23 protein-coding genes and 1 pseudogene are annotated in these 24,884 nt (G+C 39.0%); 14 read left to right on the top strand and 10 right to left on the bottom strand.

The window, feature by feature from the left end; genetic code table 11:
• Position 1 precedes the first annotated feature (1 nt).
• From HGJ18_RS07180 to HGJ18_RS07165, 4 genes are read left to right on the top strand one after another with little or no spacing between them, the layout of a single operon-like run.
• The gene (locus HGJ18_RS07180) at positions 2-787 is read left to right on the top strand and encodes an ABC transporter ATP-binding protein (RefSeq protein WP_253695332.1); all 786 of its coding nucleotides are present in this window, start codon (positions 2-4) and stop codon (positions 785-787) included.
• Positions 765-1,511, top strand: coding sequence for an ABC transporter permease (locus HGJ18_RS07175; protein WP_253695331.1), 747 nt, complete (start codon positions 765-767; stop codon positions 1,509-1,511). The genes HGJ18_RS07180 and HGJ18_RS07175 overlap by 23 nt, the downstream gene beginning before the upstream one ends.
• On the top strand, positions 1,508-2,995 hold the full coding sequence (locus tag HGJ18_RS07170; protein WP_253695330.1) for a GldG family protein: 1,488 nt from the start codon (positions 1,508-1,510) through the stop codon (positions 2,993-2,995). Before HGJ18_RS07175 ends, HGJ18_RS07170 begins: the two co-directional genes overlap by 4 nt.
• Positions 2,992-3,906 (top strand): DUF4340 domain-containing protein, encoded by a 915-nt coding sequence (locus HGJ18_RS07165; protein WP_253695329.1) that lies wholly within the window; start codon positions 2,992-2,994, stop codon positions 3,904-3,906. The genes HGJ18_RS07170 and HGJ18_RS07165 overlap by 4 nt, the downstream gene beginning before the upstream one ends.
• Here HGJ18_RS07165 and pyrF read toward each other — a convergent pair.
• Positions 3,896-4,798 (bottom strand): orotidine-5'-phosphate decarboxylase, encoded by a 903-nt coding sequence (gene pyrF / locus HGJ18_RS07160; RefSeq protein WP_253695328.1) that lies wholly within the window; start codon positions 4,796-4,798, stop codon positions 3,896-3,898. The genes HGJ18_RS07165 and pyrF overlap by 11 nt on opposite strands.
• A 91-nt stretch (positions 4,799-4,889) precedes the next feature.
• Between pyrF and HGJ18_RS07155 the strand changes: the two genes are divergently transcribed.
• The 5 genes from HGJ18_RS07155 to HGJ18_RS07135 all read left to right on the top strand — a co-directional run bounded on the left by HGJ18_RS07155 (position 4,890) and on the right by HGJ18_RS07135 (position 12,115).
• A complete protein-coding gene (locus HGJ18_RS07155) occupies positions 4,890-6,602 on the top strand; it encodes a DEAD/DEAH box helicase (RefSeq protein ID WP_253695327.1) in 1,713 nt (570 codons plus the stop codon).
• A gap of 79 nt (positions 6,603-6,681) precedes the next feature.
• The gene (locus HGJ18_RS07150) at positions 6,682-7,275 is read left to right on the top strand and encodes a carboxypeptidase-like regulatory domain-containing protein (protein ID WP_253695326.1); all 594 of its coding nucleotides are present in this window, start codon (positions 6,682-6,684) and stop codon (positions 7,273-7,275) included.
• Between the two features lie 26 nt (positions 7,276-7,301).
• Positions 7,302-8,351, top strand: a complete 1,050-nt coding sequence (locus HGJ18_RS07145) for a dihydroorotase (RefSeq protein WP_253695325.1) — start codon at positions 7,302-7,304, stop codon at positions 8,349-8,351.
• A gap of 228 nt (positions 8,352-8,579) precedes the next feature.
• On the top strand, positions 8,580-11,117 hold the full coding sequence (locus HGJ18_RS07140) for a hypothetical protein (RefSeq protein ID WP_253695324.1): 2,538 nt from the start codon (positions 8,580-8,582) through the stop codon (positions 11,115-11,117).
• 8 nt (positions 11,118-11,125) lie between these two features.
• Positions 11,126-12,115 carry a glycosyltransferase family 2 protein gene (locus tag HGJ18_RS07135; RefSeq protein ID WP_253695323.1) on the top strand — a complete coding sequence of 330 codons (990 nt, stop codon included), beginning with the start codon at positions 11,126-11,128 and terminating at the stop codon, positions 12,113-12,115.
• Positions 12,116-12,167: 52 nt separating this feature from the next.
• On the opposite strand, the gene HGJ18_RS07130 is transcribed toward HGJ18_RS07135, so the two are convergent.
• Both HGJ18_RS07130 and pbp4b read right to left on the bottom strand, forming a co-directional pair.
• Complete coding sequence (locus HGJ18_RS07130; RefSeq protein ID WP_253695322.1) at positions 12,168-13,379, bottom strand: exo-beta-N-acetylmuramidase NamZ family protein; 1,212 nt, start codon at positions 13,377-13,379, stop codon at positions 12,168-12,170.
• Positions 13,376-15,355, bottom strand: coding sequence for a penicillin binding protein PBP4B (gene pbp4b, locus HGJ18_RS07125; protein ID WP_253695321.1), 1,980 nt, complete (start codon positions 15,353-15,355; stop codon positions 13,376-13,378). Before pbp4b ends, HGJ18_RS07130 begins: the two co-directional genes overlap by 4 nt.
• A 97-nt stretch (positions 15,356-15,452) precedes the next feature.
• Between pbp4b and HGJ18_RS07120 the strand changes: the two are divergent.
• Positions 15,453-16,001, top strand: a pseudogene (locus HGJ18_RS07120) (hypothetical protein).
• A gap of 17 nt (positions 16,002-16,018) precedes the next feature.
• On the opposite strand, the gene HGJ18_RS07115 reads toward HGJ18_RS07120, so the two are convergent.
• Together HGJ18_RS07115 and HGJ18_RS07110 are read right to left on the bottom strand one after the other, a co-directional pair.
• Positions 16,019-16,858 (bottom strand): substrate-binding periplasmic protein, encoded by an 840-nt coding sequence (locus HGJ18_RS07115; RefSeq protein ID WP_253695320.1) that lies wholly within the window; start codon positions 16,856-16,858, stop codon positions 16,019-16,021.
• A 15-nt stretch (positions 16,859-16,873) separates the two neighbouring features.
• Positions 16,874-17,707 carry an ABC transporter substrate-binding protein gene (locus HGJ18_RS07110; RefSeq protein ID WP_253695319.1) on the bottom strand — a complete coding sequence of 278 codons (834 nt, stop codon included), beginning with the start codon at positions 17,705-17,707 and terminating at the stop codon, positions 16,874-16,876.
• Between the two features lie 110 nt (positions 17,708-17,817).
• Between HGJ18_RS07110 and HGJ18_RS07105 the strand changes: the two genes are divergently transcribed.
• Both HGJ18_RS07105 and ffh read left to right on the top strand, forming a co-directional pair.
• Entirely contained in the window at positions 17,818-18,891 is a 1,074-nt protein-coding gene (locus HGJ18_RS07105) for an NAD(P)H-dependent glycerol-3-phosphate dehydrogenase (protein ID WP_253695318.1), read from the top strand.
• Positions 18,891-20,222, top strand: coding sequence for a signal recognition particle protein (gene ffh, locus HGJ18_RS07100; RefSeq protein ID WP_253695317.1), 1,332 nt, complete (start codon positions 18,891-18,893; stop codon positions 20,220-20,222). The genes HGJ18_RS07105 and ffh overlap by 1 nt, the downstream gene beginning before the upstream one ends.
• An 80-nt stretch (positions 20,223-20,302) precedes the next feature.
• On the opposite strand, the gene HGJ18_RS07095 is transcribed toward ffh, so the two are convergent.
• Positions 20,303-20,662, bottom strand: a complete 360-nt coding sequence (locus HGJ18_RS07095) for a TraR/DksA family transcriptional regulator (RefSeq protein ID WP_253695316.1) — start codon at positions 20,660-20,662, stop codon at positions 20,303-20,305.
• A 107-nt stretch (positions 20,663-20,769) separates the two neighbouring features.
• On the opposite strand from HGJ18_RS07095, the gene infA reads away from it, so the two are divergent.
• Positions 20,770-20,988, top strand: a complete 219-nt coding sequence (gene infA / locus HGJ18_RS07090) for a translation initiation factor IF-1 (protein WP_002668257.1) — start codon at positions 20,770-20,772, stop codon at positions 20,986-20,988.
• A 3-nt stretch (positions 20,989-20,991) separates the two neighbouring features.
• On the opposite strand, the gene HGJ18_RS07085 is transcribed toward infA, so the two are convergent.
• Genes HGJ18_RS07085 through HGJ18_RS07075 form a run of 3 tightly spaced genes read right to left on the bottom strand, consistent with a single transcriptional unit; the run spans position 20,992 to position 22,993 of the window.
• On the bottom strand, positions 20,992-21,510 hold the full coding sequence (locus tag HGJ18_RS07085) for a DnaJ domain-containing protein (RefSeq protein WP_253695315.1): 519 nt from the start codon (positions 21,508-21,510) through the stop codon (positions 20,992-20,994).
• A complete protein-coding gene (pyrH, locus tag HGJ18_RS07080; RefSeq protein WP_253695314.1) occupies positions 21,510-22,205 on the bottom strand; it encodes a UMP kinase in 696 nt (231 codons plus the stop codon). Before pyrH ends, HGJ18_RS07085 begins: the two co-directional genes overlap by 1 nt.
• A gap of 32 nt (positions 22,206-22,237) precedes the next feature.
• On the bottom strand, positions 22,238-22,993 hold the full coding sequence (locus HGJ18_RS07075; RefSeq protein WP_253695313.1) for an RNA methyltransferase: 756 nt from the start codon (positions 22,991-22,993) through the stop codon (positions 22,238-22,240).
• Between the two features lie 280 nt (positions 22,994-23,273).
• On the opposite strand from HGJ18_RS07075, the gene HGJ18_RS07070 reads away from it, so the two are divergent.
• Positions 23,274-23,825 (top strand): STAS domain-containing protein, encoded by a 552-nt coding sequence (locus tag HGJ18_RS07070; RefSeq protein ID WP_002668265.1) that lies wholly within the window; start codon positions 23,274-23,276, stop codon positions 23,823-23,825.
• Between the two features lie 111 nt (positions 23,826-23,936).
• On the opposite strand, the gene HGJ18_RS07065 is transcribed toward HGJ18_RS07070, so the two are convergent.
• Complete coding sequence (locus HGJ18_RS07065) at positions 23,937-24,857, bottom strand: GerMN domain-containing protein (protein WP_253695312.1); 921 nt, start codon at positions 24,855-24,857, stop codon at positions 23,937-23,939.
• Between the last annotated feature and the right edge of the window lie 27 nt (positions 24,858-24,884).

The following is a 24,884-nucleotide window of genomic DNA, read 5'->3' as shown; positions in this document are numbered from 1 at the left end:
TATGCTCAAGGTACAAAACTTAAGTAAATATTACGGAAGCAAAAAAACTCAGATCGTAGGCTGTAAAAATATTTCGTTTGAACTAAAAACGGGAGAGATAACGTCGCTTTTAGGCTTAAACGGTGCGGGTAAAAGCAGTATCATAAACTGTATTTCAGGTTATTATACACCGGATGAAGGAGATGCTTTTATAGATTCATATTCAGTATTAGATAACGGCATTGAAGCAAAAAAACTTCTAGGTATTCTATATGAACAAAATCCTCTTTATTCGAATATGACGGTTCATGATTTTTTATATTTCGCCGGTCAAATGCACGGAATAGAAAAAGATAAATTGGATGCTGCTTTAAATGAGGTAATCGATTTTTGCGAAATAGATGAAGTAAAAAATCATTTAATTAAAAGTTTGTCCAAGGGGTTTAAGCAACGTGTAGGACTGGCTCAAGCTGTTTTACATAATCCTCCGTTAATTATTTTGGATGAACCCGCTTCAGGTTTTGATTCGGTACAGGTAAAAGATTTTGAAAAAAAAATATTGCATATTGCAAAAGAAAAAACAATTTTAATATGTACACATGATTTAAGACAGGCTGCAGAGCTTTGCTCCAATCATATTTTGCTTAATAAGGGAGAAATAATAGCCGCTGGTAATCTTTTAGAAATAAAAGAGCAGTTGCAGGCAGAGGGCTGTGAGTTTGATTCGGAAATAAATTATACCGTATTGGAAAAAGCCTTTGAATTTTTTGCAGGGATAAACAAAAATGAATTTAGAAAAAACGAATAAAAATCTTATTTTTTTTATTGCAAAAAAAGAATTTAGGATGATGTATAAAAGTTCGTCTTTTTATGCTGCCTCTCTTTTTTTTCTGGCCGGTGCGGCTATTGCCTTTATCGGTTCCGATTCGTGGTTTAATGCAGGTTTGTCTGACCTAAAAAACTTTTTTTTAAATATACCTCTTTTATTTTGTGTTGTAATTCCGATGCTGACGATGAGTTCGTGGAGTGATGAAAAAAAACAATTTACCGATAAGTTTTTGTTTTCTCTGCCTGTTTCTATCCGATATATCGTGCTGGGAAAATATTTAAGCCTTATTTTAATATGGTCCATTATGCTCATGCTAAGCTTGGTAATACCGCTTTCAGTTTTTTCGTTAGCTTATTTCGATTCCGGCTCTTTTTTTGTTTCTTACTTTTCTATTTTTTTATTCGGTGCGGGTATTATTTCGATTTCTCTTGGACTTTCGGCAGTAAGCGGTAAACCTGAAATTAATTTTTTGCTTTCGTTTTTGACGGTTTTATTTTTTACAATTATTTATCCTTTGACAAAAAATTTAAATCTTCCGGTATTGCCGAATAAGATTATCGCTTATCTTTCTTTTAGTTCTCATTTTGAATCGGCTGCGCGAGGGCTTTTTGATTCCCGCGACCTTATCTTCTATTTAATTTTAGTTGTCTTAGGAATTGAATTGGATGTTTTTATTTTAACACAACAAAGGAATGTAAGATGAAAAAAGAATATAAGTTTCAATTTTTGCTTTTTGTTTTGATGCTTATTTTAATTTCTCTTGTTTCTTCAAAAATATATTTTAGACTTGATACTACAAAAGAAAAAAATTACACCCTGTCAAATTATACAAAAGAATTATTGACGAATCTTGAAAGCTCCGTAAAGGTAACTTGGTTTAAAAGTTCAAATGTAGATAGTTTTTTTCCTTCATTAAAATATTTAAACGATATGCTTTCGGAATATAAATTATATTCCAAGGGAAATTTTGATGTTGTAATAAAAGATACTGCAAGCCTTTCATCGGATGCTATAAGCAAGATAGGGCTGATTCCCCGTGAAATAGAAGCTCAAGACAATTCTGTAAAGATAATCCATAAGCTGTACTCCGGTCTTATGATAGAATATATGGGGCAAACAAGAATTATACCCTTTATTGATGATATTGATACCGTAGAGTATGACCTTGCAAGATTTATTTTAAGTATGAGGTCTGATGCTTTAGGGAATACCCAAGCAAGTACTGTTTTTCTTATTGCGGATCCTGCCTTGCTTGAAACAGATCATTCTTATGTCATTCCTTGGCTTGAATATGCAGGTTTTAATGTTTTACCTTTGGAATTGCCTGTCAGCAATATACCTGCTGAATTCCCTCTTTTGGTTATAGGTTCGGATTATATCGATTATTCTTCCGCTGCTGCGATAGATATGTTTTTACAAAAAGAGGGCAGGGCTGTTTTTTTTGTTTCAGGGAATAAGGTCGATGTAAAAGGTTCTTGGAAAGCGAAGCCTAAGGTAAAAGATTTTTTATTGGATGTGCTTTCTCATCACGGCTTTTATATAAATGCCGATATGGCCTTGGATTTAATAAATAACTTCCGCATTACGATGGCTCAAGTTGATAATAAAGGTACAAAACTAATTAATTATCCTTTTTGGATTCAGTTTCCTCTAAGCGGTATTAACCGGGACCATCCGATATTTGCAGCTTACCGGCCTTTGATTTCTTTTTGGCCTTCTTCAATCGATTTGGATTTAAATAAAAACACCGAGCTTGTTCCCTATGTACTTACAGGTCAAAACTCCTTGACGGTTTTCGATTCTTACAGCACCGATCCTCTTGAAAATCATTTTAAAAAATTTGAAGATGCATCTTTTAAGCCTTCGGTAATTGCTGCAGGACAAACAAAGCCTTCCCGTATCTTGGTTATAAGCGATGAGTATATGATAAGCAGGGCAATCGATTACACCGGCTCCACATACAATATGGATTTTATGGTAAACTGTGTAGAATATATTTCTTTAAAAGATAATCTTCTTTTGTTAAAAAATAAAAAACATTCTCCTCCTCCATTTAAGCAATTTGAAGATAGAGAAAAAATGACAAGCCTTGTATTTAGGGCAAGATTAATTTCTATTATACTTCTTCCTCTTTCTGTTTTTATTCTGGGCCTTTATATGTTTATAAAACAAAGGAGATCAAGGTGAAAAGCTTTTTTAAGTTAAAAAAATATACTCAAGCTTTGATTTTTGCAAATATTTTTTTTCTCCTAAGTTTGATTTTTGTAAGTATTCCAAAAAATGAAGCAAATGTTTTTAACACCTCTCTCGTTTTAAAACAAAATATAGAAAACATAGATGAAATTGTTTTTACTATTCCGGATAATTCCCTTCCTCCGCGTTTTAACGAATTAAGGCTTATCAAAAAAAAGGATAAGTTTGTTTTGAGTACTCAATCTGGAGAATATAAGGTTCAATCGGCCTTGATAGAAAGACTTTTTTCCGTTTTAAGTACTAAACAAAATTTTAGGTTTGTAAGCGATGACATAAAACAATATATTAATTTTGGTCTGGATGAAGGTCATGCTGCCCGTCTACAGCTATTGCGTTCCGATAAAACCATAATGGGCGATTTCGTTTTCGGAAAAAACGATACGCTTGGGATAAACCGCTATGTCCGAATAGACGCCCGAACAAAGATTTTTATTATGCCCGATGTCTTATCTTCTTTTTTAACCTTAAAATCTAACTTTTGGCTCGACCTGCAAATTTATAAATACAAATTTGAAAATAATTCAATTCAGCTTATCGAAAAAAACAAACAGCTTATCACCCGTTCGGATAAACATAAAGAAAAATTCGGCGAGTTGGAAACATTGTTAAAACAATTTTCATGTATAGATATTTTTCCTGCATTTCCGATTACCAATTCGGAAACTCAAGAGCTTAATTTAATTTTAGGTACGGGAGAAAAAATAAATATTTTTCTTACACCGATGGAAAGCGGCGATTTTATTTTGTTTGATTCGGCTTCTAATAATTCTTATGTCATAAGCGGATACACAAAACGCCGCATAGATTCCATCTTAGATTCTATTTTTGAAGATTCTAAAAATTGATGTTGTTGATTGCCGTCTCGTTTAAAAGTTTTTCGATATTGTTTATACAAAGCTCCAAATAGTTTTCAGGCACAGGTGCTTTTTTCCAAGGATGGGTCAAGGCACTGGAGCTGTTTATTCTTATGAGGGCTAAATCGCAGCCGGAATTTTTAAGAACTTCCATTACCGTTTTAGCATCTCCTCCTTGGGAGCCGACTCCCGGAATCAGCATGGGAACCTCTCCCGCTTGGGCGTAAATACTTGAAATTATTTTTAGCTCTTCCATTCCCGTAGCACCGACAACGGCTCCCGTTCCCGGAAATTCCTTCGCATAAAAAGCAATCTTTTTTGCAACCTCGATATAAAGCTCCGGATTATTTTTACCGTCATAATCGGTTTTAAGATTTTGAAAATCCTTTGCTCCGGGATTGCTGGTCCGGTTTAAAATATAAGCCCCCTTATCCAAATACTTTTCCGAAATAAAGGGAAGAATAGAATCGCTTCCCATGTAGGGACTGACCGTTACCGCATCCGCCTTCCAGCCGTCAAAGGCCTCGATAGCATAGTTAAGACTGGAGCGGGCAATGTCTCCCCGCTTTGAATCGAGGATTACAGGAATACCGGGAAAGTGTTTTTCGATTAGGAATAAAATTTCTGCAAGGCTTTCGGAGCCCGAAAAATCTTTTTCCCTGGGCTTATCAAGGGCCGAATAATAACCTATATTAGGTTTAAAAGCTGCGGGAACCAAATTCTTTTCCTTCATCTTATCTAAAAGCTCTTTAAAAAAGCTTACAAGATTATCCTTTACCATTCCCGTTTTATTCGGAATAGCTTCAAAAATCGGGTCTAAGCCCATACATGCACAGTTATTCGTTTTTTTTGCCGAAGTTTTTAATAAGTCGATGTAGTTCATATTGGCGCTAAGTTTAGCCTAAAACGGAAGATGTGTCAATTATCGTTAAGCTATAGATTTTTTTTTGCTTATTTATTATATTTATAAGATTATGTTAATTACTTTTAAAGAATTGGGACTTGACGATATAGTCCTGCAAGCAGTTGAAGCCAAGGGTTTTGAAGAACCTACTCCTATTCAGGTTTTGGCTATTCCCCGTCTTCTTTCGGGAGAAGCAAATGTTATCGCTAAGGCTCGGACAGGAACGGGAAAGACGGCAGCCTTCGGCCTTCCCCTTGTGCAGGAGCTGCGTTCAAACACCGGAAGGGTGAGAGCCCTTATTTTGGTTCCTACCAGAGAGCTGGCCGTTCAAGTTGCCGGCGAACTTGAATCTTTTAGAATCGAAGAATATCCCCGTATCGCAACCGTTTACGGAGGAGCGGCGATAGGCCCTCAACTTAGAAGCCTAAAAACCGGCGTCGAAATTGTTGTAGGAACTCCCGGCCGCATAATGGATCATCTTGAGCGGGGCTCCCTAAAAATCGAAGATATAGAATATTTTATTTTGGATGAAGCTGATGAGATGCTTAACATGGGCTTTATCGAAGACATAGAAAATATCTTTTCAAAGGCAAATCCTGAAGCCCGTGTTTTAATGTTTTCGGCGACGATGCCCAAGCAGATACTGAGCATAGCTTCCGACTTTATGGGCGACTATGAAATTGTCGAAGAAGAACCTCAAGAAGAAAGAGCGTCTTTAACGGAACAGTTTTTTTGGGTCGTAAGGGAAGGGGATAAAACCGAAGCTCTTGTCCGTCTTATAGATACAAGCCCTAACTTTTACGGCCTCGTATTTTGCCAAACAAAAATCGATGCCGATGATGTTGCAAAGGAACTTGACGAAAGGCACTACGAAGCTGCCGCCCTCCACGGGGATATTCCTCAAAGTCAAAGGGAAAAAATATTGGAACGCTTTAGATCTAAAAAGACTCGCATTCTTGTTGCAACCGATGTTGCCGCAAGGGGTATAGACATCGAAGGCATTTCCCATGTTGTAAACTATGCAATTCCTTATGACGGGCCGACCTATACCCACCGTATAGGAAGAACGGGACGGGCCGGAGCGGCAGGGGTTGCCGTAAGTTTTGTACGCCCTAATGAGGTAAAAAGAATCGAGTACCTGCGCAAACATGCCCGCGGAGAATTAAAAGAAGGCAAAATTCCTTCAATCGAACAAGTCATCGAGATCAAGCGTACCCGTATCTTAAAAGAAACGGCTGCCCAAATCGAAAAACGCATTAGCGAAGAAAAACCCGAACAGGGCTTTGCAGCCTTTGCAAATAAACTTGTAGAATACGGAGATGCTCAAACTGTTCTCTCCTTTATTCTTCAAATGCAGTACGGCTCGTTTTTATCGCCTGCTCATTATAAAACAATCAAGCCTGTGCGTTCCGAAGGGAGGGCGCGAAAATCGGATGAGGATTCTTTGCGTCTTTATATAGGTGTGGGCCGAAAAGACGGCATCACAAAGCGAAAACTTGCCGAAATGCTAAGCCGGCTTCTTTCAATCCCCGAACGGCTTGTAGATGACATAGAGGTTATGGATAAGTTTTCTCTTGCTACAATGCCTAAAAATGCCGCAAATGATGCTCTGCGCCTCTGTAAAAAGAAAAGGGGCTTACCTCATATGCATATTGACGCAAAAAATGAAGCTCCGGCTAATTACGGCTCTATCGGTAAGGGAAAAAGAGGACAAAAACGGAAAAACGGAACTCAAAGGAAAAAAGAAGGCTTAAGCTCTGCCTCAAAGTATAAGCGTAAATAGTTTTAATTTGAAATTTGTAATTTTTGCTTGACAATATTCTGTTTTTTACGGTATAATCTGCGGTACAGGAGTTATTTTTATGAGTGTTATAAAGGGAATTGTGCGGGATAAAAACAAACAGCCTGTCAGTCATGCTAAAGTTGCTCTTTTAACGGAAAGATTTGAAGTTATAATCAGCGGTGAAGCTGATGAGTCAGGCCGTTTTCGTTTGGAAGCTGATGCTAAAAAATATCCTTATTTTATCGCTTCAAAAGGTTTTAATGAAAAATTTCTTGATTTTTGGGGCTATAATATAGATCTAAGGCATGACCTTGAGGTAAACCCTCTGCTTGATAAAATAGAAATTTTTAGTTTGATATTCTTTCCTTCCCTCGATGCAGATAATTGCATGATGGTTTATTTTAGGCCTATGAGTTTAAAACAGCTTGTAGGCAAGGAAAAAGTAATTGCACCTGAGCTCGGCACCGATGATATAACCGTTTCCGTCAACGGGGACTTTTATGAAATTGCTACGATGAGGGTTATAAGCGAAACGGTTAATAAAGGGGTTGAACCTATAAGGGCCTATGCCTTAAAAATAAGCCTGGACGGAATCGAATTCGACGGGAAAAATAAACTCGAAATAAGCATTATAAAAGATGACGGTTACGGCGAAGCCGTTTTATTTTTCTAAATATAAGTTTTAAATAAGATTGGTTTATGATAGATTCCCATGTTCATCTTAGAGACGGTCTTTTATCCGATAAGGAAACTATAGCCCATGCCTTGGCCTTGGCCTGCCCCGCAGGTTTTACGGCCTTTTTTGATATGCCGAATACCAATCCTCCTCTTACAAATGCAGAGGCTGTTTTGGAGCGTTTTGCCCTTGCGGAAAAATCTATAAAGCAGGCCGGAGTATCTGCTTTTTACGGTATTTATGGCGGCCTTACTTCAGATATTTTTCAGATAGAAAAAATGGTTTTATTCTATAAAAAATACTTTCCTAAAATAGTGGGCTTTAAAATGTTTGCGGGTCATTCTACCGGAAACATGGGTATAGTTGAAAAAGAAGATCAAAGAAAGGTCTATGCCGCTCTTAAAAAATTCGATTACAGGGGCATTCTTGCCGTTCATTGCGAAAAAGAAAGCCTTATGAATAATTCCGTCTTCGATATTGAAAAACCTATTACTCACAGCCTTGCCCGTCCTCCCGTTGCCGAAACGGAATCCATAAAGGATCAGATTGAGCTGATGCAAAATGAGGACTTTAAGGGGCATCTTCATGTCTGTCACATAAGCACAAAAGAGGGAATAAGGCTTGTTGCCGAGGCAAAAAAAAGCGGTATTAGTATTTCGTGCGGGGCTACGGCTCATCACGCCCTCTTAAATATTGATTCTTATAAAAAGTCCGGTATCTTTGTAAAAATGAACCCTCCCTTGCGTGAAAAAGAGGAACAGGAAGCCGTTTTTAATGCCCTCATTTCAGGAGGGATTGACTGGATCGAAAGCGACCACGCTCCTCACACATATGAAGATAAGAAAAAAGGCGCTTCCGGTATTCCGGGTTTTGCCGGTTCTCTGATTCTTTTAAAAGAACTTCGCAAGGCCGGCTGCTCCGAAAGAAGACTGAGCGAACTTTGCGGTAAGGCCGTAAACCGTATTTTTAAACTTGATTTGGCTTATAAAGTCCCCTCAAACAGCGAAATCGATGCCTCCCTCCCAAGTTTAAGATCCGGCTACCCCTTCGATGCCTTTGAATTTTTTAAGTAGATGATTAAAGGGCGAAAAGCAAATCAGAGTGAAATTAATATTAAAATAGATACTTTTTTACGCTCTTATGCATTCGGCTAAATTCAAAATTTTTCAATTTTTCTCAATTTTACTTGGTATTTTAAATTTTTTGATGTATAATGGAAGAACGAAGAACGAAATACAATTTGCCGTTTATCATTCGGCATTTCAAACATTTGACCTTCGCCTTTACTATAGGAGGTTTTTATGAAAAAGACATTATTTTTTGGTTTGATGATACTTGTTTTAATGGTGTCATCCTGTAATTTATTTTTAAAAGAAGAATACGGCGAGCTTATTTTAAGCTTTGACGGAAGTCTTCCCGACGGAGCCAGAGCCTTGGATTCCAAAGGTCTTCCCGTTCTTTCGTCTTCGCCTATGAAAATCAATATAATCAGAGAGAATGGCTATACAATAACAAGAGAATTAGGAGCCGAAGAGCCTAAGTCTTTGGTTGAGCTTGTTCCTGTCGGCGAAAAAATCGGCATAAAAGTCATTTTAATCAGTGATCTTGCCGAATGGGCCGGCTATGCCGAGCATACAGTTACGGCAGGACCCAATAAGGTTGACGTAACGCTGTCTAAAAAGCCGAACGTTGCCGCCAATCTGCTGGTCTCCATTACGGGAAAACATCTTTCAGGCAGCAATATCGTATCCTTAAGTACGCAAAACGGTAAAACACTGCTCGATGGAATTCTTGTCGGTAAAAAGCCGGTAACGGCACGGGACAAAATCGGCAGAATATATGTGTTGTATGAAGATACTTCCTCTACTCATCTTAAACGCTTTGATGTAGAGGGAAATGAAGATACCGGATTTGGAACAGCTCTTACTACTGCACTACCGCCCGGCGTTACTATCAGTCATATTGATAATATCGCAATCGATATAGACGATAACTATATCTTTTTGTTTAAAGAGAATACCGTCTATTGCTTCAAGGAGAAAGAAGATCATTCGTTTGAATCTTTTAGCAGTGCTGCATTCCCGACTGTGCCGTCACCAGTGCCGAGTTCCAGTGCCGTTGCAGTATATGATGATGTACTGTTTGCTGTGTATGATCAGACTTTGTTTGCCTGTAAGTTTGAATTTGAATATGCGTCCGGTCATTCCGGTGCTAAGCGTTTAAAATTTGAATCGCAGGCAACTAGAAAACCGTTGGATAAACTTCGATCGGATCCCGCCTTCGGCAATAATCGTACTGAGTGTACCGGACTATTTGCCGACGAGGACGGTGTGTACTGCTTGCTTAAAGAGCAGGGATTGCATCACGGAAAACTATACGCACTTGGTCAGCTTGTATGTTATAAATATTCCGGCAGTACGCTTACAAAAAAAGGAGAAACAGGGCTTAATCCTGCTGCTTCAACCGGAGACCCCATCGCCTTTAATGCACAGTATTTTTCCAATCCCATCGGTTTTATCGGCTATGATGAAGATAATATCTACATTGCGGACGACGGTATTGATATTAAATATGTAAACGAAAATTGGCGGATTATTGGCAATCAAAACCGCATCGCCGCATTTAATCGTGAAACGAACGGCATGTCGTTTGACGATGCGGGTAACGCGACGTGGTTTGCCGAACATTCCGTATACAAAAAGCCCAATACGAAAATGTTGCTGTGGGAGAAAGGCGATGAATCTACGTATTACGGTATGAAATATTGGTTAGGCGATTCGGCAGGAACACCTCCCCCAACAACTGCTACCGATGCGCTTTGGTTTTCTACTTTACAGACAGAAAATCCTGCCGACGTGTTCTGCTACGATCAGGACGGTAATCTGTATATCCTGTGGCGAGACAATTCGAATAATTGCAAGGTCAGACGCTTTGGGCTGAAAGCAGACGGTACTTATGATAAGAATACAGCTACAACTCCGGATCAAAATTTGGATTTAACTGTACCCTTCTCGCCTAATGCTGACTGTGTCATTGCGGTAGATATTTCCGACGGGAAAAAGTATCTGTATTATGTAGATACCGCTAGTAATCCGGCGCCCGTAAAAAGGTTTGAATGGAATACGTTATTCGGTGCCGGTTCTAAGGATACTGCCTACAATATCTCAATTCCGGCGAGCGAAAAAGTTACCGCGCTTGCAGCAAACAAAGACGGGCTGTTTGTCGGCACAAGGACAATGAGCATATCTCCTGCCGGCTATACATTATCGGTAAAGAAATATGCCAAGCAGGACGGAGCCGATAAAGGAACGATCGATGTCGGGGCATTCCAGCCGACTCCTACCGAACCTGGTTCTCCCTATCCTCCGTATACGAAAATTATGAGCGCTATTAACGACTTACAGGTTTTCGACGGTGTGTTGTATGCCGTCACTTCAGAAGAAGAGTGCGGTATGAAAAAAACTAGTTTCGATTACAGAGCCGATACCTTTAAAAACAGCGGCAAGCTGTATAAAATCGGCAGCACGAAGGATGGATTCTCCGGCAGTGCCGTCGAATTGGCTAAAAAGGATCCTGTAGATACGGCAGGGAATGAAGTCGGCTACGGCTTTTATCGCTTTATTGCCGTAAAATACGACGAAGCCGAGCGGATTAGGCTCATCATCGCCTCGGACGGTGCATGGGGTAAGGATGGAACTGTTATTTTCCCTGAACAGCCTTACTGTAAAAATGCCGACAAGGTATTGGAGTACGATTTGAAAGGCCGTTTACAAGACGAACAGAATTCCGGCGGAAGCTTTTCTAAGACGTTACAAGAATCAGGCTTTGAGTGGGACTAAACTGTCGGATGAGTTTTATTTCTCGAGCCGCACGCTTCGGGCGAGCGGCTCGGCAGAAGCCGCCGGTCAGCCTTTGCGTTCCCGTGTATGGGACGGAGGGGCTGATCGGGCGGTTTTTTGAAAGCGTGCTGCAGCAGACGGATTCTCCGCCTGTTGAAACGATCGTCGTCAACGACGGAAGCCCCGGTACAAAAGAACTGCGGAGTATTGTTAAAACATATACAAAGCGGTTTAAAGCGCAGGGGGTGCCGCTCGTGTTTTTGGAACACAGTAAAAACCTCGGTACGCTCGAAGCGCGCCGGACAGCGGTAAATGCGGCATCGGGCGAATACTTCGCCTTTGCCGACCCCGACGATGAGCTGCCGCCTGACGCTCTCCGCATTTTGTACGATGCAGCCGTTACGTCGGGTGCCGATATTGTACACGGGAAGGCTGCGGTATGCGGTATGGAAGGAGAACCGGACGCGCGTGTTGCAGCCTTTGCCCAAAGGGCGCAGAATGTGTACGATGGTGTTTTAACCGGCAATGAAATCCTCCGTACATATATCGTTGAACACTCATACAGCAGTTTCGTATGGGGCAAGCTTTTTAAAACAGACCTTGTTCAAAAAGCGTACGGCGACATTCCGTTTACCTATTGTACAATGGCGGAAGATATGCTTCTCTATTTTTTTATAACCTTATATGCCGATAAATACATAGGCATACCCGATATCGTGTACAATTACCGCATCAATACAGGCCTTACTTCCCGCCGCCAAATCACCGATCTTGCCGCCTGGCAAAAAGTGTGTTCGGCTTCTTCGGTATTTACGATCCTTTTTTCCTACTTGGATGACCATCCCGCTATCGGCAGTGATATACGAGAAGCGGTACGGGATTTAGGCCGTGCTCACTATGCCGATAACCTCAAGCAGCTGGAAATCTGCGTAGTTCCTTCATTACAGGAAGAAGCTCGTGCGATGCTGGAAGAATGGTGGGGAATGCATAATTTATAATTAGAATGATTAAATTCATAATTCATCAGTTATGTTTTGGCATCCGTCCTTTTCAATACATCAAATACTTTTCCCTCATCTTTAAAAACTTCTTTTCATCTTTTTCGATAAATTTAAAGTAGTCATCTAAGGAAAGGCTCATCGAGCTTAGCTTGTTTGTTCCGGTTAATAAATTGAGGCCGCAGAGTTCGGCAGGGTAGTTATTTATCTTAAAACTATCGGGATACATTTCCCTTATTGTGTACATCATCGCGATTGCAGCTGTTACGGGCAAGAATCTCTTTTTATCCCTTACGATAATTTGAACCCCTTCGCATAGCTCCTCCTTATAAACCGAAATGGCCGGTGTAAAATAGGCGGGCTTAAAAAAGACTCCCTCAAGTTTGAGGGCATTTAGAGCTTCTGCTAGAGCCTCGGCATCTATATAGGGGGCTCCTATGTATTTAAAGGGCATGGTTGTTCCTCTTCCTACCGAAATATTTACCCCTTCAAAGATACAAAAGCCCGAATAAACTAAGGCCGTATCGGCCGTAGGAATATTCGGCGAAGGCGGCACCCACATTAAATTAAGGTCTTCAAAATAGTCTTCACGCTTCCAGCCCTGCATGGGGACTATTTTTAAATTACAGCCTATCTTAAATTCTTTATTGAACATTAAGGCTAATTCTCCCACTGTCATTCCGTGCCTTTGGACAATCGGAAAATAGCCCGTAAAGGATTTAAACTCCTCTTCCAGAATATTCCCTTCAACATTTATGCCGTTTATAGGATTGGGCCTGTCAAACACAACAAATGTTTTTCCGTCACGGGCACATGCTTCCATGGCATAGGCCATTGTGTAAATATATGTGTAAAACCTTGCCCCTACATCCTGAATATCGAAGCATAAAACATCTATTTCTTGCAACATCTCTTTTGTGGGCCGCTTTGTTTTTCCGTAAAGGCTGTAAACGGCAAGGCCGGTTTTTTTATCTACCATGTTTGAAATACCGGCTCCCTCCCTTGCATTTCCCCTTATTCCGTGTTCCGGAGAAAAGAGGCTTGAAAGATTAGTCTTTTCGTATAAGATTTCGATGCTTGATCTTCCTGAAGAGTCCATTCCTGTTTGATTTGTAATCAATCCTATTCTTTTCCCTTTAAACAGATTAAAAAATTCGTCTACGCGTTCGATGCCTGTCTTAAAATCAGACTCGTCCGGCTTTCCATTGGCAAAGCTAAGGATTGCAAGACTACAAAAGCAAAATAAAAAAAGCTTTTTCTTCATTTTGCCGTTCCTTCAGCTTGTTTTTTTGCCAAGCTTTTCTTTGAGTTCCTTGATTGAATTTCCGCAAGTATTGCCATAGCTTTTTCACTTTTTAAAAACTTCCTCAATATTGCAGATTGCTTTGATTGTTCTTTTATGCTTTCCATTATGGCTGTCAAGTCCTTGCGGGAACCTTCATTATCATAAATTTCAGGAATCATATTTATAAGTTCGTTTCTGCCTACTGCAAGTTCTATAAGCATTTGATCCAGCATAGCATTATCATAGTTTTTAAATGCAGAATAAATAAGGGTGGTAATGGCTCCATAGTTTTTTGCAAGATAAAAATCGCCTTCATATTTTCCGCGCAAGTTTTTTCCAAAAAGGGCTGGGGTGTTTTTTGCACTTGTAAAAATTATGATTATTAAATCTTCTTTAGGATCGATTAGAGTTAATGTCCCGGTCCAGCCTGTGTGTCCTATTGTGTCCGCACTCGCAAGCTGCGAGAAAGCCCAAGCGTAGCTGTTATTAAGCCCCTGCCTCCTCCATCCTAAACCTGCCTGCGAAAAAAAATTCCCCTGACTGGTAAATAAATTTAAAACGCTTGAATCGAATAATTTGATATTTCCATATCCTCCGCCGTTCAGCATTACCTGAGCCAGGACTGCTATACTTTCGGCATTTGCAAAAAGCCCCGCATGACCGCTTACCTGATCCATTGAATTGTAGGCCTCAGGGTCATGTACCGTCCCGTGAACCGGCATGTATTTTATATCTTTGAATTTTTCGTCCTTTGTTCTTTTGGCCGCCCGTATTTCGGTTGCGGTAATATCCTCTTTTGTAAATCCCTTTTTTAGGGGTTCATAGCAAACCGAAGCTAGATTTAAGGGCTTATAAAGGTTTTCTTCCGTATACTTATCCAAGGGAAGGCCTGTTACTTTTTCTATAATCAAACCTAAGAGCATATAATCTATATCGGAATATAAGACCTCAGTACGCGGAGAATATATTAAGGGAGTGTTGCAAATCAGCTCCAAAACAATCTCCTTGTTTTGTCTTTTATCGGTATTCTTTTTTTGTGTTATTTTTTTGTTCACATAATATTGTGCCCCTGCCGGGAAACCCGCCTGATGCTTTAATAAGTCCTCAACCGTAATGTCGCTCTTTCCCTTAAAAAGAGCTTTTTTTTTGTCCTTAAAATCAGGAAAAAAATCTTGTACCTTATCATAGATTGAAATCTTTTCTTCGGATATAAGTTTTTGTAAGGCGAAATTTACCGTATACATTTTGGTATTGCTGGCTAGATCAAAAAGAGTTTCTTTTGTGATAGGCTTTTTGTTTTTTTGCATCAGAGGTTCTCCAAAATCATCCACGGTGCTGATATAGCCGTAGGCCGAGTTTTTTATCATCCTTCCGTTCTTTACCACTACAAGCTGAACCGATGGAAAACCGTTTGCTGTTTGCGCCTTCATAATGTCATCTATTATTTGAAAGGCTCTATAATTTACGTTATTTAATTTTTCCGTTTTTTCGATAATGGAAGGGTAGGGGATTTTTACCGATAAGGTATAGGTTTTCGAAAAGCCCTTATCATTTTTTTCGGCTTCAATGTTTGTAATAAGTAAGTTATTGGTGCCGTTTATTACCTCATCTCCGATATAAATTTGAGTGTATTTATTTTTACAGATTTTTTTTGTATCGATTCTTTTTCCGTTTAAGTATAAGAAAAAATTCTTTACATTTTCGGTATAAAAATAAATATAGCCCTGTCCGGTATAAGCCTTAAAAGGAATAAAACCGTTTGGTAAAATTGAAGGATCATATTTGTCTTTTTCCGGAGGAAAGCTTACATCCGTCTGAAAGCCTGAAAAGCCGTCTTCGTTTTTTTCCGATTTATAAATGTCTGCGTCTGCCGGATCGGCCTTTATCTTTGATATTTGAGCCGAGCGGCATGACAATATTAAACCTGCTAACAAAATGCACAAAAACTTTTTCATTTGCCCATTGTATCATAAAATGTAAAAATAGAAAAGAAGAGAAATTTCTTCTTGCACATCAAGGGATTATTGTATATAATGAATTCGGAGGTAATTTATGTCACAATTTAAAATGCAAAAAGCGAGTGCCGAAATTCTGGATAAATTGATAAAGCCTGTTTCATCGATTACCGGCTCCCATAATGAGGGCTTTTTATTGACTGCAGGATGCGGAACTGAGCGTGAACAATGGAATACAATGACTGCGGGTTGGGGATCTATAGGCTTTTTATGGAATAAACTTACTGCTACCGTTTATGTAAGACCTACCAGATATACTTCCGAATTTATCGATAAAGAAGATTATATAACTCTTTCTTTTTTTGACGAAAATGATCCATGGGCTCGGAATATGCTGGCTTTTTGCGGTTCCGTTTCGGGACGAAATATAGATAAGGCAGGGGAAACCGGTTTAACGCCTGTGATGCTTGATGATGGTGTTATATCTTTTGAGTAGGCTAAGGTTGTGCTTTCATGCCGTAAGTTATACCGAAGCGAATTCGATATGGATTTATTTGTGGACCCGCAGATTATTATAGATTCATATCCAAAAAAAGATTTTCATTATGTTTATATTTGCGAGATAGTTTCCGTTTATACAAAATAAAGTTATTCGCTGCAGGTTTAACGGCCTATAATGGACACATTTGCACCGAACCATTTTTTACTCGTTTTTTCTAAAAAATCGGTTTTAGCCATCTCTTCTAAAGTCGATTCTACTGCGTTCTTCAGGGCAAGGTCTTTTTTTCGAAAGGCTATAACATATTCTTCATAAGCTATAGCTTCATCCAGCACTCGGTAAGAGCCTTTTCTTGTTTGTATTAAGCTGTTAATTGAAAGAAGATCGTATACTACACACTCTACTTCACCTTTTTCAAGAGCGTTTATGGCTTCTTGAGCACTCTGAAATATAACCGTATTTGTAAATATTCCGTGAGTAGATTCGGCTTTTTTAAGGCTTTCGTGTATAAATGACGAGGAGGTAATACCCATTTTCTTTTCCCTTATGTCTTTAATAGAATAGTAAGGCGACTTATCCTTTACAATCAATACTATGGCACTCTTTATATAAGGTGAGGTAAGAGAATAAGCTTTATCACGCCTTTTACTGTATGAAAAGGCACTCCATATACAGTCAATTTCTCCGCTGTTAAGCAGTTTATCTCTTTCGCTCCACTTAATGACTTTAAAAATCGGCTTTATTTTCATTCGATTGCACAGCTCTTGAGCGACTTCAATGTCATAGCCCTCCATTTTTGTAGTAAAAAGATTTAGAAAGGAAAAAGGAGGATGGTCATCTTTTATACCTATTACAAATTCTTTTTTTACAAAAATTTTTGCAAGAGAAATATCGTTTTCTTTTTTTTGGATACGGACAGCCCTTGGTTTACAAGATGCCATAGCTAATACCGTAAATAAAAAGATAAAGCTAAGTTTAAAAATATGATTGTAATTTTTTTTCATGATAAATTTTCCTTTTTACTTTCCAAAAATCAGTAAATCTTTACCGAACCATTTCCTTGAAATCTTTTCAAGAACGCCTTTTTTTTCTAAGATGTATAAAACTCTTTCGATTTCCGCTTTTAAAGCCTTATTTCCTTTTTTAAATGCATATACATAGTAGTCTAAGGCTATAGCCTGTTCAACAAGGCTGTACACATTCGGCTCCTTACTCAAGTATTCTATTATTGCCGAAATATCTCCGACACAGGCATCTACTCCAAATATTTTTAAGTCTTCCAAAATTTGAGGAATATTATCATATGAGTCATTTAGTGAATGGATTTGACTCATAATATCGGGATTATTTTTAATCAATTCCGGCCCTAAACTTCCTTTTTGTCCCCCTATCTTCTTACCCTTTAGGTCTTCCATAGTTTTAATATTCCTTGATCTCAGAGTTAAAATAACTACGGCATTGCGTAAATAAGCTTGTGAAAGTTCATAGTTTTTGTTTCTCTCATCCGAATAAGAGAATCCTGATGCAATACAGTCTATGGCGCCCGTATTTATCAGCTCGTTTACTTCTGTGGGAACTATGGGGCGGAATTCCGCCTCAATATTCATTATATCTGCTATTTCTTCGAAGACATCGATATCAAAGCCTATTATTTCATCTTTGTTATTATAAAAACATATGGGCGGATTATATGCATTTACCCCTACAATGATTTTAGATCTTACAAGAACCTCGGCCAATGAAACATCATCCGAAGATATTTCATTGATTTCATTCTTTTTGCATGAGGATATCAAGCTGAACAGCAACATTACCGCAAAAAAAACAGCCATTGAGTTTAATTTATTACGCATAAAATCAATATATCACAGTATTCGTAAATTGTAAAGAACGGAAAAAAGCTTGCTTTTTCATTATTGAAACTTTTATCGAAAAATGATAGAGTATAGGTTAGGAGAAATTTGTGAACGATAAGATTGCCATTATCGGAGCAGGCTCTTGGGGAACGGCCGTGGCCTGTTCTCTAGGAAAAAACGGACACAGGGTTGTGCTTTGGAGCCATACTGCAGGCGTTGCCGATTCGATAAATAATGAACATATAAATGTAAAATATTTACCTAAGCATAAATTGCCTAAAACCGTCTCCGCTTCTACGGATATGGAAGAGGTGTGTAAGGATTCTTCTTTTATATTTTTAGCAAGCCCTTCGCTCTATTTAACCTCAGCAGTTGAAGAACTTCTTAAATTTGCTCCTTTTAGCCATGATGACGGCAAAATGCCTTATCCTACAATGGCGGTGCTGACAAAGGGTTTTATTCCCGATGAAAACGGAGAGCCTCAGTTTATAATAGACGTTTTGGAAAAAATGCTGCCCGATTTTTATAAAAATCACTTGGTTTATGTAGCAGGGCCCAGCCACGGGGAGGAGGTGGCCGAAGGTAAGCTGACCGGTCTTATAGCTGCATCTCAAAATCCCATGTGTTCTATCCGCTGTAGAGAAATTTTAAAATCGAGGAGTTTGCTTGTTTATTCCAGCTTGGATATAATCGGAGTGCAGGTTTGTGCGGCCGCAAAAAACGTTATAGCCGTCGCTTTCGGTGTCTTGGATGCTTTAACCGTAACCTCCGATATTTTCGGCGACAATACCGAATCCCTCCTTTTGGCTGCCGGCTTAAACGAGATTCAGGCTATAGGCAGGGCTATGGGAGCGACTCATCCCGAAACCTTTACATCGATTTCCGGAGTAGGCGACCTTGACGTAACCTGCCGAAGTAAGTACGGAAGAAACCGCCGCTTCGGTAACGAGATTATCACAAAAAAGATTCTCCTTTCTTTTGAAAATTTGGATGATCTTATTAAAAATATCGATAAGATAGGCTACTTGCCGGAAGGCGTTGTAGCCTGTAAATACCTGAACATTCTTGCAGAAAAGCGTAATTTAAAGCTGCCTATCTGTTCCGGTCTTTATAAAATCTTAAATAAGGAATTAAAACCTCTTGACTTGATAGAAAACTTATTACAGGGAGATACAAAGTAATGCTCGAAAATATTACCGAAAAATTCAGCGGGATAATACGCTCTTTGAGCGGTAAGTCCAAAATTACCGAAAAAAATATTGAAGATACAATCGAAGAAATAAAAACGGCCCTTTTGGATGCCGACGTAAACTTGCGTGTTGTACGCCGTTTTATAAATGCTACGGCAGAAGAAGCCAAGGGAGAAAGAGTTTTAAAATCCGTCGATCCCGGGCAGCAGTTTACAAAGATTGTATACGATAAGATGACCTCCTTTTTAGGGGACGAAAAAAAAGCCCTCGATCTAAGGGGGCCTGACACCCAATCTGTAATCCTCTTTTTAGGTCTCCAAGGCTCGGGAAAGACTACCAGTGCCGCAAAGTTAGCCTTAAAGCTTAAAAACGAAGGAAGAAAGCCCTTGCTGGTTGCCTGCGACCTTGTCCGCCCTGCCGCCGTAGAGCAGCTTTCCGTTTTAGGCGGAAACATCAGCGTGCCCGTTTACAAAGAAGAAACGAAAGATGCGGTAAAAGTAGCTAAAAATGCTTTGGCCTTTGCAAAAAAGAACTTTTATGACACGGTAATAGTCGATACGGCGGGACGTCTCCAAATCGATGAAGACATGATGAAGGAAATCGTCAATATTAAATCTGCCGTAAAACCTATGGAAACCATTCTTGTTGCAGATTCAATGACGGGTCAAAGTGCCGTTGATGTTGCAAAGGAATTTGACGAGCAGGTAGGGCTTTCAGGCTTAATCCTTACAAAATTCGATTCCGACACCAGAGGCGGTGCGGCCCTTTCCTTAAAGACCATAACCGGTAAGCCTATTTTTTATATAGGAACAGGCGAAAAGCTCGAAGACCTTGAGCCCTTTTATCCCGACCGCATTGCAAGCCGTATCTTGGGCATGGGAGATATTGTTTCTCTTGTAGAAAAGGCCCAAGCTCTTTATGATGAAGAAGAGGCGGAAAAGCTTCAAAAAAAGATGCAAAGCGAAAGTTTCAGCCTTGCCGATATGCTCATGCAGTTGGAGCAGGCCGAAAAGATGGGGCCCTTAGAGTCAATGCTCGATATGATTCCCGGGCTTTCAGGTCAAATAGATAAGGATAAGCTTGACCTCTCGCTTTTAAAACGCCAAAAAGCCATAATCCAGTCGATGACCTTAAAGGAAAGAGATAATTTCCGCATTATCGGACCGCCCCGCCGTAAACGCATCGCAAAGGGCTCAGGAACCTCTGTAGGCGATGTAAATAAGCTTTTAAAGCAATTTGAAAAGACCCGTCAAATGATGAGGAAGGTGTCAAAAAACAAGGGGCTGCAAGCTAAAATGATGTCCGGCGGACTCTTCGGATAATTTTCCGTATTAAAATTAAAAGGCCTTGAAGCGTTAAGCTCAAGGCCTTTTTAGATGCTCACAGTTTGTTTTTGTGTTTTTTAAGGATGCATCTTTTTTTCCGATTTTGCCTGGCAGTGGATACATTTTAAAGCATAGGGCAGGGCCTTTAATCTGTCTTCGGGTATCTGCTCTTTGCAGGTAATACATCTTCCGTACTTTCCCTCTCTTATCCTTTCCAATGCAGAATCAATCTTTTGCAGCTTTTTTACATTATTTTCTCCGATAAATTCGAGCATGTCTCTATCGGTACTATATGATGCCAGATCTGCAAAGTCTTTGGGAATGCTGTTTGCTAAGGTTTCTGCATACTCCTCATCGTTTTTCTTCAATGAAGAGAGTATTTCTTCCCTCTCTTTTAGCAAATATTCTTTCATTTCCTCAATAAACTTCTTTTTCATACACATCTCCTAGTTGACAATTTTTTTAATAGACTTTAGAATTATACGACTAAATCAAGCAAAAAGCAAACGTTTTTCTTGAATTTATTCATTTTTTTGGAGGTCCTGTGGCTAAGGAAGAAGCAATTGAAGTTGAAGGTATTGTTAAGGAGTCTCTTCCCAATACTATGTTTAGGGTTGAGTTAAAAAACGGTCATGTTATTTTGGCTCATTTATCCGGAAAGATGCGGAAGCATTATATTAAAATTGTACCGGGAGATACGGTAAAAGTTGCCCTATCCCCCTATGACTTGACGAGAGGCCGAATTATCTTCAGAGAAAGATAAGCTCTAATCGAAAATCGCCATATAGCCTTTCCGTATTCGGAGGACACCCTCTGTAACAAGGGATAAGGCTAATAGAAGCCCAAAAATTCCTAAAAAGATAATACTCTTAAACAGCAGTAGACCTACTATGGTCAGTATTATGCCGCGTATAAGTATCCTGAAGGCCTCACTTCTGCTAATCTTCTCTCTTTTCTTTGCATTTTCATTTCGGACGTTTCTCCAATTTTTCCACCAATTAGAGCTGAAAATGTCGTCTCCAAAGGGATTTGTGTCTTGACCGTAAGTATAGGTTTTCGCAGAGGAGCTAAAGGGGCTTGACATACTGAGATCGTAGTCTCTTCTTTTTTGAGGGTCTGAGAGCACGGAATAAGCCTCACTTATACGCTTAAATTTTTCTTCGGCTGTCTTGCTATCCGGGTTTTTGTCGGGATGATACTTCATAGCCAAGGCCCTATATGCCTGTTTAATTTGGTCTTCATCAGCATTATTCGAAACATTAAGTATATTGTAATAATTTTCCATTAGCCGATTACCGTTCCTTTAAAATCTTTACCGTTGAGAATATTTTCCAAATTCTCAATATCCTTTCCGGCAGCGCATATTACCCTTATGCCTGCTTTTTGAGCTCTTTGGCTGGCTATGGGGTCAAAGGGCGTGTTTTTTCCGGGAACCCATTCCGTTCCGACTATTTTTATAAAATCTTCCCAAGAAATAGAATCGATGGGTTTAGCTTCAGGATTCTTTTTAGGATCATCTGTATAGACTTTGGCAATGTTTGAAAGATTTACTACCAAATTTCCCGAAAATCTTTCTGCAAGGACTACGGCATCATTATCCGTAGAAAAGCCGGGTTTCCAGCCTGCTGCAACCAGTATTTGCCCGCCGAACATATCTACTGCTGTCGGGTCGTAAACTACAGGATTCGGGCAAAGATCTTCAAAAACAGCCTTTACAAGCTGGGCATTGAGCCTTGTTGCCATTATTCCTATCCAATCCGCTTCATCATTTTTGGCAGAGGCCTTTCTTAGGTCACAAACTGTCCTGTATGCGTTTTGATAATCTCTGGCAGGAGCTCCGCCCCCGATTACCATAATAATTTTTCGCGATGAATCTTGCGAAAGCCAACTTCTGATAGTTTTTGAAAATTTATCTAAAAAATCGAAATCCGGTTTATCCGGGGCTACTATAGAGCCTCCTACCGACAAAACAGTTACCATACTATCCCTCCTCAAGGATAATTATCAGTGTATTAACAACTATACATAAAAAAAAGTTTCTTAAAAATTTCAGTTAAATGCATTATATCGAATTCCGAAGCTCCTGCGGAGGATAAAAGTTCAATAAAAAATGTCTCGTTTATTTTTTTCCCTCCTTTTTTAAATAGTCCTAAGCCCGAAAGGTAGTTGCATATCTGTTCCGAGTTTTCTTGAATCATTTTCATTGAAGCCTTTTGTAAGTAAATGTTTTTTTCTATGCTTGGATTATCCTTTTCTGTCAGCGGATTATTTTTTTCCGCTATATAAAGGGAGTAACAAAGAATAAGCACGGCATGGGAAAGATTATATGAGCCGAAGTCTTCTTCAGCAGGAATATTAACCGAAAAAGAGCATATATTAAGCTCTTCATCTATAAGACCGGTGCGTTCATTGCCAAAAAGGAGGCCTAATCTGCCTCCGTAGAATTTTTTTAAATCAAGACAGAGGTCTTCAGGGCTTATTCCTAAATCTTTGCGTTTATGGCCTGTTCGTCTGCTGGTTCCTATTAAGGTTGAACAATCCGCTGCCGCTTCTTTTAGGCCTTCAATGGTAGGAGGATAAAAATGGGCATTTTTCCACACATGGGAGGCGTGAAGGGCCAGTTTTAAGACTTCCGTTTCATCGTAATCCTTCTTGTCTCCCGTAATTCTTAAATCGCTAAAGCCCGTATTTGCCATAACTCTGCATACGGCTCCTATGTTTGCACTTGTTTCCGGCCGGCAAAGAATAATTGTTTTTTCAAAGTTCATTTTTGTATATTGCCGTCATTCAGTCTTTATGTCAAGAGAAATTAAAAAAAATCTTAAAATTTGCAAACATAAGCTACAAGCCTATAAATATTAGCCAATACTGTAACTGTAAAAGGAATTCTTTGTTCTCGTATGGTATTTTTTTGAATTATTAAAAGTACAAGTTACAGAAAAATAGATTTTTTTTTGTTTTATATTTGACTTTTTTTAAAATAAAGGGTATAATGGAGTTTAGACATACTGGATTATTTCTTTATTTTGAAAATAAATCGGGAGAATTATGAGCAATAACAGTGTTATAGCCGGCTTTGATGATGAAAAAGATGACAGCTTGAAGATCCGGCTTCAAAGAGTAGATGGACTTGATAAATGCGTAGTTGTTTTTTTGAACGGCTACATTGATACCTATAACTCTGCGTTTTTTCAAAAACGTATTGCAAAAATTATAGACAGCGGTTTTATTCAGATTGTATTTAACTGTGCCGCTTTAAATTACGTTTCATCCACAGGTATAGGTTCATTTACAGCCTTTTTAAAAACCGTAAAACCAAGAGGCGGAGATATAGTTTTATTGGATATTCAGCCTAAGGTATATGAAATATTTCAGCTTTTAGGCTTTTCACAATTTTTTAATATTAAGGATGCTTTGTCTGATGCAGTGTCGTTTTTTCAAAGTTCAAGTACTACTGCAAATACCAAAGTATTTCCCAAAATATTTGCCTGTCCCATATGTTCAAAGAAACTCAAGGCTACTAAGGCCGGACGTTTTAGATGTTCGGAATGTAAAACTATATTGGCCATCGATAATAATGCTCAGGTATTTTTGGGCTAAATCTTATTCCCATTAAAAATAATTGCAGTTTATATAGGCGGTTTTCCCTGACCAAGCTTATAAACTGCAATAGATGTTTTCAAGCTTATCTTTAGATTTCTAAAGTTATTTTTATCTTACAAACGAATTAACCGAAAGAGGAGAGCCTATCCATATGCCTTCGGCTCCGAGGTACTCCTTTTTCTTGCCGTTAATTAAAAACTGAACGGAACTTACCGTGGAAAATTCGCATGCCGTAAAAACTATTTGTTCAAGCTGGGCTTGATAGGCCTCTATGCCGTATCTGTTAAATTGAAAGTCTTCGCTTATATTTACTTCTGCAACCCCGTTTTTTACCTCAATCGATAAAAGTTTTGTATCGGGAGGAATAAAGGAGCGGAAGCCTTGTTTTGCTTCTTCCGTTGTGGGGCCTTGAAGAAGGCTGTTTATGGCATCGGTTAAAGGCGAGTCCGTTTTTTCAAGCTGTCTCATAATCGGCTTTCTTACCAATTTACCGTCCGAATCTATTTTAACCAAATAAATTTTAGAGCTCCTTTTTTCGGATGCTTTTTCGTTTTTTTGCTCAAGTTTAGGCACATCTTTTTTAGATTCATCTTTATTTTTGCTTTCAGAGTTTTTTTTGACGGGTTGAGTTTCCGTTTTTGTCTTTTTTTCGTTTGAGTTTTGAGAACTTGTCTTTTTTTCTTCTTTAGGTTTATCCTCAGCTGTAGTTTTTTGCGGTTCCGAATTTTTTTTGACCGTTTTTTGAACTTGTTCAGCCGGTTTTTCCGGCTCAGCTTCGGCTTTTTCTTCAGAAGAATTTTCTTCATCTTTTTCTGCCGCTCTGATTTTTTCTATTTCATTTTGAATGCCTTCAAGGTCTACTTCATTTTGCTTTTCTTCTTGCGGTTCTTTTTTTTGGAATATGCTTATTGCATTTGTTTTTTCAAAAACACGGGCAATATTGTCTTTGTTGATAAAAAAGAGCAGGGCTATCAATAAAATAAAAGCAAGCCAAAAAAAACAGCCTAAAGATGTATTTTTCTTTCCCATAATTACCCACATAATAATATATTTTAG

Source organism: Treponema denticola, assembly GCF_024181405.1.
GTDB lineage: Bacteria > Spirochaetota > Spirochaetia > Treponematales > Treponemataceae > Treponema_B > Treponema_B denticola_D.
This window is presented reverse-complemented; position numbering and strand designations above follow the sequence as displayed.